This is a genomic window from Kitasatospora sp. NPDC058965, assembly GCF_042741245.1.
GTDB lineage: Bacteria > Actinomycetota > Actinomycetes > Streptomycetales > Streptomycetaceae > Kitasatospora.
This window is the reverse complement of the sequence record NZ_JBHYKG010000323.1, coordinates 1-9268: the sequence shown is the minus strand read 5'-3', so window position 1 is coordinate 9268 and position 9268 is coordinate 1. Positions and strand designations below refer to the sequence as shown.

Below are 9268 nucleotides of genomic sequence, written 5' to 3'. Positions count from 1 at the left end.
GACCGACACCGTGCCGTCCGGGCTCGACGGGCCGGACCGCAACGCGCCCCACCGGCGCCACCCGCCCGCGCGGATCGAGGGGTGCCGCCGAACAGCTACGGGGCAGGCCAGGGGCGCAGCAGTGCGGCCGCCAGTTCCCGCGGCCGGCTGAGGGCGGCCAGGTGCCCGCCGGGGATCCCCTCGACCTCCAGGCCCAGCCGCTCGCGCACGATCCGGCGCTGGAACTCCAGCGGGAAGAAGCGGTCCTCCCGTCCCTGGAGGAACCGGGTCGGCACGTCGGGCCAGCGGGTCAGCGGCCAGGGCTGGGCGAACAGCGCGGCGGGCGGCGCCGAGCCGCCGGCCGAGAACGCCTCCTCGGTCACCTCGTCGGGGACGTCGTGGAAGAAGTCGGTCCGCAGGTCGAACTCGGGATCGGGGCCGCGCCCGGTGGCGGCCGCGTACGCGGACCGGGCCCCGGCCTGGCCGGTGTGCTCCCACCACTGCCCGGCGCTCTCCCCGGGCACCGGGACCATGGCGTTGAGCAGCACCAACTCGGCGACGGGCACCGGCAGCCGCCCGCAGACCAGCGGAGCCGAGAAGCCCGCGAGCGACTGGGCGACCAGGACCAGCGGCCCGGTCAGGTCGGCGCACTGCTCGACGGCGGCGACGACGGTCTGCGCGAACTCCTCCAGTCCCGCGGAGTCCTCGTCCGGCAGGTCCATCGTGACCACCGCGTGCCCCCGGGCCCGTAGTTCGGGCACCAGCCGGTGCCAGAACCAGGCCCGGCCGTCGGCACCGGGTACGAGCGTGAAGGTCGCCATCGTCGTCCTCCCTCTACGGGTCGCCGCGCACGTGTCCGTGGCGCTCCCGGCGACGCTACCGGGCAGCGCCGACGGACCCCCGCTGCTGCGCGGCGCGGCGCGGCGGGCGCGGCCCGGCCCATTGACAGGGCCCGGAGCGCGGGTGCAGAGTCCTCCCTCAAGAAAAGAAGGAAACTTTACTAACAAACGGGCCGCGGTCCTGCACCGGTCCCGCACCCGTCCCGTGCCGGTCCGGCATCGACCCGAGCCCCTCCCCGAAGGAGCGCCCATGACCACCCCCGCCATGACCATCCCCACGACCCGTCGGCGCCGTCCCCTCGCCCGAAGGGGCCCGGCGCTGGCCGCCGCCGTCCTGGTCGCGACACTGGCGGTGCCCGCGATCGGGCACGCCGACAGCAGTGAGTGGCTCACCGGCGACCAGCGCCGCTACGCCGACCAGATGATCAGCGTCTTCGAGAACAGCACCACCGAACTGCAGTACGCCTACGCGGAGAACATCCACGACGGTCGCGGCGTCACCGCCGGCCGGGCCGGCTTCACCACCAACGACGGCGACGCGCTCAAGGTCGTCCGGGCCTACACCGCCGTCGTCCCCGGGAACCCGCTCGCCGCCTTCGTCCCCGAGTTGCAGCGGCTGGCCGACACCGGCAGCGGCAGCACCGACGGCCTGCCGGAGGCGGACTACATCGCCGCGTGGCAGCAGGCGGCCCAGGACCCGGCGTTCTGCCAGGTGCAGGACGACCAGGTGGACCAGCGCTACTTCAACCCGGCCATGCAGGACGCCGACCAACTCGGACTGCACACCCCGCTGGCCCGCGCCGAGCTGTACGACGCCGCGATCCAGCACGGCCTCGACAGCTCCTACGACGGACTGCTCGGCCTGATCGCCCGCACCAACCAGCAGGTCGGCACCCCCGACCGGGCCGGCGAGACCGCCTGGCTGGGCGCCTTCTTCGCCGTCCGCACCGACGACCTCACCAACCCCGCCAACTCGGCCACCCAGGCGGAGTGGAGCAAGTCGGTGGACCGGGTCGCGGCCGTCAAGCGCGTCGCCGACAGCGGCAACTACGCCCTCACCGGGCCGTACACGCTCACCGCGTTCGGCACCAGCTACACCATCCAGTAGACGGCCCGGCCGCGCAGGGCTCCCGGCGCGGTGCGGATCGCGAGGTCCGCACCGCGCGTCCCGGCAGGGCCCTGCGGGACGCCGCTCAGTCCGGCGGCCGCTGCAGCAGCTGTCGCGAGGACGCGAAGCCCAGGCGCTGGTACACCGGCACAGCCGTGCGACCGGAGTGCACGGTCACGCGCACGGCCCCGAGGGCCGTCGCATGGTCCGCGGCGGCCTCGACCAGCGCCGACCCGATCCCCCGACCCCGCTGCGCCGGCAGCACGAAGACGGTCTGGATGTCCGCCGACAGTCGGCCGGTCGCGCCGGGCCGCGGCACGCGGGGGACGAGCGCGACCCAGGCCATGCCGACGATCTCCGGCCGGTCCAGCCGGGCCACGAACGCCGCGTGCGACTCCCCGCGGGTGGCCCACCACTGCCCGAGCTGCGCGGCGAAGTCCTCGACGGCCGACGCGGTCGGCTCCTCCTGCCGGGTGTCCAGCCAGAGCAGGCGCGCCAGCGCCGCGACGTCGTCCGGATGCGCCTGACTGATCCTCACGGCGCGAGTCTAGCCAGGGTGCGGGGCGGTCGGCGGCGGGGCGCCGTCCCGGACGGCCGACCGCGCGGCCGCCGGTGCGGTGCCTCACTGCCCCTTCAGGAAGCGGAAGTAGAACGCCGTGAACACCAGGACGATCCCGACGTTCACCAGCAGCCGCTCCCAGAACTGGTGGCGGAAGAACAGAAGATCCACGCCGACCACGACGGTGATCATCGCGAGCACGTAGAGCACGGCGACGGCTTGCCTTCCCATAGCTCAGTTGTACTGCACCGGCCACCGGTCCGTCCTCCTCGGACCGGACCGGATCGCACCGGCCCCCCGCTCACCCCGTGGAGGCGTCCGCCAGCAGCCTCCGGGCGAGCGCCCGCAGCTCCTCGTCCAGGTGGTCCGGCCCGGCGAACGGCGAGTCGGGGTACAGCCGTTGCCCCGACCGTGCGAACCGGGCGAGCGCGGCGTCCAGCTCCGCCGGGACCTCGCCGATCTCGGCGAGCGCGTCGAGGGCGCGCACGCCGACCGGTGTGGGACCGACCAGTTCGGCCAGGACGGGCACGGCCCGCTCGGTGGAGCCGGTGATCCGGCTATGCGCCCGGGCCGCAGCCATCCGGGTCCACTCGTACCCGGACTCCAGCATCGGCTCGATCAGCGGCAGCAGGCCGGCGGCGGCGCTGCCCAACGGCTCCAGGTCACCCAGGTACCAGGAGTGCTGGCCGGCCTCCGACAGGAGCGCCCCGAAGGTGCGCAGCGCCCGGTCCGGCTCGCCGGTCAGCCGGTAGTGGGCGCCGGCCGCGGCGGAGCGCACCGAGGCGTCGCCGCTCTGCAGCGCGGCACCCAGCAGTTCGACGGCCTCCGGGGTCGGGACGCCGGTGCGCCCGAGCTGGCGGGCGGCGACGATGGCGGCGCGGCCGGTGCGCACGCAGTCCACCAGCTCGTCCTGCGCCTCGCGGGCCCCGGCGCCGAGCGGCTCCAGGGCCAGGACCAGCGCGATCCCGTCGTTCGCGGTGGCACCGGCCGCGAGCTGACGGCGGATCACGGGTATCAGCCGGGCGCCGGCCCCGGGGAACGCGAGGGCCGCCGCCTTCAGCAGTTGCCCGTCGGGGCGGCGCAGGACCAGCTCCAGCGCGCGGGGGTCGCGCGTGCGCACCAGGGCCCGCAGCGCGGAGTCGGCGGTCTCGGCCCCGCTGTCGGCGGCGTACCGGTGCAACGCGTCCCTGAGGTCGGCACCCGGTGCGGGCAGCAGCTCGGCCCAGTGTCCGATGGTCCGCAGGCGGGCGCCCACGCTGCCGGCGTCCCGCTGGCGGGGCAGCGCGGCCAGCAGGAGGTCCAGCACGACCGCCTCGCGGTCCCGCCAGTGCTCGGCGACCTCCCCGGCCAGCCAGGAGCCGCGCGAGCCGAGGTCGCCGGCCTCGATCCAGCGGGCGGCCACCGACAGGGCCGCGTCCGGGTCCCGGGTGAGCAGTCGGGTCAGGCGCTCGTCCTGGGTGCTGCCGTCCGACCAGGGGAGCTCGTCGTCCCCCGGGTCCGGGGCGGCGCCGTCCGCGGCGATGACCGCCACCAGCTCGGAGGGGTACGGCGGCTCGCAGCGCTCGGCCGCGAGCAGCGCGCCCGCCAGCCGGACCTCGGCCGATCCGTCGTCGAGGGCCGCCACCCGCTGCCCCAGGGCGGTCAGGGCGACCATCGCGTCCGCCCGGACGGCGGGGACCGGATCGCCGCGGTACAGGCCGTCGACCAGCCCCGCGACGGACGCCCGGCCGTCGGCCGGGAGCACGTCGGCCACCGCCGCGACCACCCGCAGCGCTGCCCGCCGCACCACTCGCTCACCGTCCGTCAGGCAGGGCAGCAGGTCGGGCAGGACCCGGCACAGCTCGGCGCAGACCGCGGCGACCGCAGTGTCGGGCCAGTGCGGCGAGCCGACGTCCGACGGGTCGTGGGCGGCGAGGAGGGCGAGCAGCACCAGCAGCTCGTCCCGCTTGGCCGGGACGTGCCGCGCGGCGTGGGCGAGGAAGGGCACGGCCGGTGCCGAGGCCTGGTAGATCGTGCCCTGGTGGATGATGGTGCCCCAGAGCTCGTCGACGGCCTCCGCGACCGCCTCCTCGTCGTCCAGGTACAGGGCGCGGATCAGGTCGGGCACGTCCTCGGCGCCGCCGTAGGCGTGGGTCAGGGCGTGCCACGGCACGGTGTCCAGGTCGGCCGGGGACCTCATCGTCGGTGCTCCTCGCTGTTCGGGTGCGCCGACCCTATCGATCACCGATGACGCCGGCCGCGCGGCCCGGGCCGGGGCCGCCGGTCCACTCGTAGACCGTGACGCCGCCGCCCACCGCCGCCACCCGGTAGCCGGCTGCCGGGAGTGCGGCCTGCGCCGCGCGTTGCTCGCGCTCGGGGACCGGGAAGTCGCCGGGGCGGTCCACCGCCGCCACCCAGCGGGCCACCGGGCGGCGCAGCGGGCCGCGGGCGTCGGGGTAGGTCAGGTACGGGAAGAGCGAGACCGTGCAGCGTCCGGTCAGTTGGGGGGCCAGCTGGTTGGCGGCGGCCACCGTCGCGCCGTCCGGGATCGCCGCCAGCGCGTGCCGCGCCGCGCGCACCCCGTCGCCGGGGGCGGCCAGGTCGGGCACCGGCGCCGCGTCGAGCGCCAGCAGCAGGGCCAGGGCCGGCACCCAGCGGGCCAACCGGCCGGTCCGGCGGGGGAGTCGGGCGAGCCCGTCGGCCAGGGACAGGAACAGCACCGGCATCAGCACCGCGTTGTAGTGCTGCCCGCACCCCCAGTACGTCGGGTTCGGGGTCCAGAACCGGGCGGCCAGCGGCAGCACCAGCAGCAGGCAGACCGGCGAGCGCAGCGCGACGAACAGCGTGGGGGCGAGCAGCAGCGCGACGGTGTGCCACTTGACGGCCGGCAGCAGCAGCCGGGCCAGCGGATCGCCGTGCCAGGCGGCGCTCGCCCCGTAGTCGTAGTGCCCGTCCGGGTTGAACGCCGGCACCACCACCAGGACCGCGAGCAGCGTGCCCGCCACGGCCGCCAGCACGGCGACGGCGCCGAGCCGGCGCCCGCCGCGCCACCAGACCAGCGCGCCGACCCCCGCCACCAGCAGCCCCTGGTCCTCCTTGACCAGCAGCAGGGGCAGCGCCCAGCAGACCGCCGCCCGGTGCCGCCCGCGCACCAGGGCCGCCACTGCCAGGGCGACCAACGGGACCGCCAGCGCCACCTCGTGGAAGTCGAACAGCTCTGCCCGCCACACCCCCCAGGACAGCCCGTAGGCCGACCCCACCGCCACCCCGCGCGCCCGGCCCAGCAGCTCCACCGCGACCCCGGTGACCGGGGGCACCGACAGCGCGAACAGCACCGCCTGCGCCACCAGCAGGGTCTGCGCGCTCGGGAACAGCCGGTAGAACGGGGCGAGCAGCGCGAGCGCCGGGCTGAAGTGGTCGCCCAGGACGTCGAATCCGGTCCCCTTCAAGGTGGCCACCGGCAGCTGCCCCGCGGCGTAGCCGCGGACCGCCTGCTCGAATATGCCCAGATCGAACCCGGTCGTCTCCATCCGCCACTGGCGGGGGAGCGAGAGCAGCAGGCCGTACAGGCCGACGGGCAGCACCGGAATCCAGGCGGTCCAGGAACTCCGGGAAAGCCGGGGGAGGTTGCGGACGAATCGTTCGAGAGTCACCCGGGGAACGCTAGGAAAATGCCGCTGAACGGACCCTGAACGTTCCTGAGGAAATTTCAGGACGGACTTTCTCGGCAGATCGGGCAGCACCCATTACGGCGTTCGGACATTGGCCTACCATCAGGCCGTGCGCCTCTTGATGGTGGAAGACGAGGAGCGGCTCGCGCAGTCGCTCAGCCAGGGCCTGCGGGCCGAGGGCTACGCGGTCGACGTGGTGGCGGACGGGCGCCACGGCCTGGACCGCGCCCGCGAGGGCGACTACGCGGCGATCGTGCTCGATCTGATGCTGCCCGGCCTGAACGGCTTCCGGGTCTGCCAGGAACTGCGCCGCGACGGGAATCCGGTGCCGATTCTGATGCTCACCGCGAAGAACGGGGAGTACGACGAGGCGGAGGCATTGGACTGCGGTGCCGACGATTTCCTCAGCAAACCCTTCTCCTACGTCGTGCTGACCGCCCGGTTGCGCGCACTGCTGCGGCGCGGCGGGGCCACCCGGCCGACCGTGCTGTCCGTGGAGGACCTGCGGATCGACCCGGTGGCCCGCCGCTGCACCGTCGCGGAGCGGGAACTTCGCCTGACCGTGAAGGAGTTCGGCGTCCTGGAGTGCCTGGCCCGGCGCTGCGGCCAGGCGGTGCCGAAGATCGAGATCCTGGACGCGGTGTGGGACTCGGCGTTCCGCGGCGACGTCAACATCGTCGAGGTCTACGTGGGAGCACTGCGGCGCAAGCTCGACCGGGCCGGCGCCCGGTGCGCCATCGAGACCGTGCGCGGCATCGGCTACCGGGTGGTGCCGCGTGCCGCCTGAGCACGAACCGGTCGGGACGGGGCGGTCGCGGTTCCGGGTGCCGCGACCCGGTGTGCGGGCCCGGGCCGCGCTCGGTGCGCTGGTCGCCTCCGCGATCGCCTTCGGTGTCGCCGCCCTGTGGGTCGGACAGGAGGTGCACGACCGGATGCTGCAGCAGGCCCGGACCAGGGCCGGGACCGCGGTCGAGAACGTCGCCTCGAAGATACCGAACAGCCCCGACGAGGCCTACCAGGCCACCACCTTCGTGGTGATGACGGAGGACGGCCGCTGGCTGCGCTCCAACAAGATGTTCGACGTCTACCGGGAAGCCGGCTACCACACCGGCATGGTCCCGATCACCGCCGCCGAACAGCAGCAGCAGGACGAACTGGCGGTCGCCCACCCGGAGCAGTACAACCCGTTCGGCATCGTCGCCCTGCACTTCCCGCCGGGTCTCGGCCCCGGCCCGGAGTCGACCGCGCTCAAGGGCCGGACCGTCGACTTCTACCGGGTGGTCAGCAACCCCGTGACCAGCGCCCAACTCGCCCAGTACTCCGGCATCAGCGGCCTGCCCGACCAGTCGCTCACGGTCTTCGTGATGATCGACCCGCAGGAGGCCGAGCAGACCACGGCCGCCGTCACCGACCTGCTGCGCTACCTCGCCCCCGCCGCCTCGCTCTGCGTCGCGCTCACCGCCTGGCTGGTCACCGGACTGGCACTGCGTCCGGTCGAGTCGATCCGGCGGCGGATGGCCGAGATCGGCGACGGCGCGTTCCACGAGCGGGTGCCCGTGCCGCCGGCCCGGGACGGCATCGCGCGGCTGGCCGAGACCACCAACAGCACGCTCGACCGGCTGGAACGGGCCCTGACCGAGCAGCGCCGCCTGGTCGCCGACGCCTCGCACGAACTGCGCAGTCCGCTCGCCGCGCTGCGCAACTCGCTGGAGGTGCCGCTGACCCACCCCGAGCAGGCCGACTGGCCGGCGGTGGTGGCCGGCGCGCTGGCCGAGACCGAGCGCCTCCAGGAGCTGGCCGACGACCTGCTGCTGCTCGCCCGCACCGAGGAGGCCGCCCACCTCGGCACGGTCGAGCTGCACGACTTGGTGGCCGAGCAGCTCGCCGAACGCACCCACGCCGGCCCGCTGCCGGCGTACCGCCAGGACCTCGCCGACGCCACCGTGCCCGGCCGGGAGGTGCTGGTCGGGCGGGTGGTGCGCAACCTGCTGGACAACGCGGCCCGGCACGCCGCCGGCACCGTCACCGTCCGGCTGCGCGCGGTCGACGGCTGGGCCGAACTCACCGTGGCCGACGACGGGCCCGGCATCCCGGCCGCCGACCGGGAGCGGGTCTTCGACCGGTTCGTCCGGCTCGACACCGCCCGCAACCGCGCCACGGGCGGCGCCGGCCTCGGGCTGGCCCTGGTCCGCACCATCGCCACCGGCCTGGGCGGCACCGCGACGGCGGCGGAGCCGCCGTCCGGCCACGGCGCGCACCTGGTGGTCCGCCTGCCGCTGGCGGCCGACGGGGGGAACCACTGACGGGGGCGGCGCGACCGCGCCGCGCGGGAGCACCACCCCAGCGCCGCGCGGGAGTACCACCCCAGCGCCGCCCTGGCGCCGCCCCGGCGTCAGTACCGTCGGGCCATCTCGGCCCAGCGGTACCGCCGGGCCATCACGGCCCGTCAGTACCGCTGGGCCTTCACGGCCACGGGGACGAGCGCCAGGTCGGCGGGCTTGCTGCTGAACGCGACCGGTTGCGCCCGCTGCCCGGCCGGCAGGTTCTCGGCCCACACCACGGTGCTGTCCACCATCTGACCGGACGCGTCGTTGAAGTTCACCTGGACCGCGTACGACAGCGTTCCGCCCGTGCTGTTGGTGATGGTGACGATCGCCGCGTGCAGGCCGCCGCTGGTGGGGTGCGGCACGCCCGTGATCACGACGTCGCCCAGAGCGTTGCCGCCGCCCTGGACGCCGTTGAGCACCGAGGTCGCCTTGTCGCGGCTGGCGGTCAGCCGATCCGACGCCGACGCGGCGAACGACGAGGCCGCGGCCTCCGCGGACTGCTGGGCGGCCGACGCCACGGCCGAGGCGGAGGAGGCGAGCGAGGCGAGCGCGGAGGGCGGCTCGCCCGAGAACGAGGACGGGTTCGGAGCGGCCGTCAGGGACCGCGCGGGCGAGGTGCTGGGCGCCGTCGTGCTGCTGCTCGAGCACGCGACCAGCGCACCGGACAGTCCCAGGCCCACCGCGGCCGCCCAGTGGGCGCGCCGCCACCGGCCCGCCTCGGCACCGTGTTCGCGCCGTCCCCTCATACCGTCCTCCTCACAGACCTGCCGCCGGAAGGTTCCGGCGGCACACGGACACCCCCATGC

9 protein-coding genes are annotated in these 9268 nt (G+C 75.1%); 3 read left to right on the top strand and 6 right to left on the bottom strand.

Annotated elements, in window-relative coordinates; translation table 11 throughout:
* Positions 1-95: 95 nt before the first annotated feature.
* Entirely contained in the window at positions 96-800 is a 705-nt protein-coding gene (locus ACFW1A_RS34155; protein ID WP_380416040.1) for an alpha/beta fold hydrolase, read from the bottom strand.
* 268 nt (positions 801-1068) lie between these two features.
* On the opposite strand from ACFW1A_RS34155, the gene ACFW1A_RS34150 reads away from it, so the two are divergent.
* A complete protein-coding gene (locus tag ACFW1A_RS34150; RefSeq protein WP_380416037.1) occupies positions 1069-1926 on the top strand; it encodes a chitosanase in 858 nt (285 codons plus the stop codon).
* An 85-nt stretch (positions 1927-2011) separates the two neighbouring features.
* Here the strand turns inward: ACFW1A_RS34150 and ACFW1A_RS34145 are convergent, their stop codons facing one another.
* From ACFW1A_RS34145 to ACFW1A_RS34130, 4 genes are all read right to left on the bottom strand, one after another.
* Positions 2012-2464: a GNAT family N-acetyltransferase gene (locus ACFW1A_RS34145; RefSeq protein ID WP_380416033.1), complete on the bottom strand. Its 453-nt coding sequence runs from the start codon at positions 2462-2464 to the stop codon at positions 2012-2014.
* 84 nt (positions 2465-2548) lie between these two features.
* Entirely contained in the window at positions 2549-2716 is a 168-nt protein-coding gene (locus ACFW1A_RS34140; protein WP_380416030.1) for a hypothetical protein, read from the bottom strand.
* Positions 2717-2786: 70 nt separating this feature from the next.
* Entirely contained in the window at positions 2787-4664 is a 1878-nt protein-coding gene (locus ACFW1A_RS34135; RefSeq protein ID WP_380416028.1) for a hypothetical protein, read from the bottom strand.
* 34 nt (positions 4665-4698) lie between these two features.
* The gene (locus ACFW1A_RS34130) at positions 4699-6117 is read right to left on the bottom strand and encodes a DUF2079 domain-containing protein (protein WP_380416022.1); all 1419 of its coding nucleotides are present in this window, start codon (positions 6115-6117) and stop codon (positions 4699-4701) included.
* 127 nt (positions 6118-6244) lie between these two features.
* Between ACFW1A_RS34130 and ACFW1A_RS34125 the strand changes: the two genes are divergently transcribed.
* Both ACFW1A_RS34125 and ACFW1A_RS34120 read left to right on the top strand, forming a co-directional pair.
* Positions 6245-6922 carry a response regulator transcription factor gene (locus ACFW1A_RS34125; RefSeq protein WP_380416019.1) on the top strand — a complete coding sequence of 226 codons (678 nt, stop codon included), beginning with the start codon at positions 6245-6247 and terminating at the stop codon, positions 6920-6922.
* A 37-nt stretch (positions 6923-6959) separates the two neighbouring features.
* Positions 6960-8438, top strand: coding sequence for a sensor histidine kinase (locus ACFW1A_RS34120; protein WP_380416017.1), 1479 nt, complete (start codon positions 6960-6962; stop codon positions 8436-8438).
* Between the two features lie 143 nt (positions 8439-8581).
* On the opposite strand, the gene ACFW1A_RS34115 is transcribed toward ACFW1A_RS34120, so the two are convergent.
* On the bottom strand, positions 8582-9208 hold the full coding sequence (locus ACFW1A_RS34115; RefSeq protein WP_380416015.1) for an FxLYD domain-containing protein: 627 nt from the start codon (positions 9206-9208) through the stop codon (positions 8582-8584).
* Between the last annotated feature and the right edge of the window lie 60 nt (positions 9209-9268).

Bases quoted from the DNA above. Each gene is read 5' to 3' on its own strand.
- ACFW1A_RS34135 (WP_380416028.1), bottom strand. From the start codon at position 4,664: ATGAGGTCCCCGGCCGACCTGGACACCGTGCCGTGGCACGCCCTGACC.
- ACFW1A_RS34150 (WP_380416037.1), top strand. From the start codon at position 1,069: ATGACCACCCCCGCCATGACCATCCCCACGACCCGTCGGCGCCGTCCC.
- ACFW1A_RS34140 (WP_380416030.1), bottom strand. From the start codon at position 2,716: ATGGGAAGGCAAGCCGTCGCCGTGCTCTACGTGCTCGCGATGATCACC.
- ACFW1A_RS34115 (WP_380416015.1), bottom strand. From the start codon at position 9,208: ATGAGGGGACGGCGCGAACACGGTGCCGAGGCGGGCCGGTGGCGGCGC.
- ACFW1A_RS34155 (WP_380416040.1), bottom strand. From the start codon at position 800: ATGGCGACCTTCACGCTCGTACCCGGTGCCGACGGCCGGGCCTGGTTC.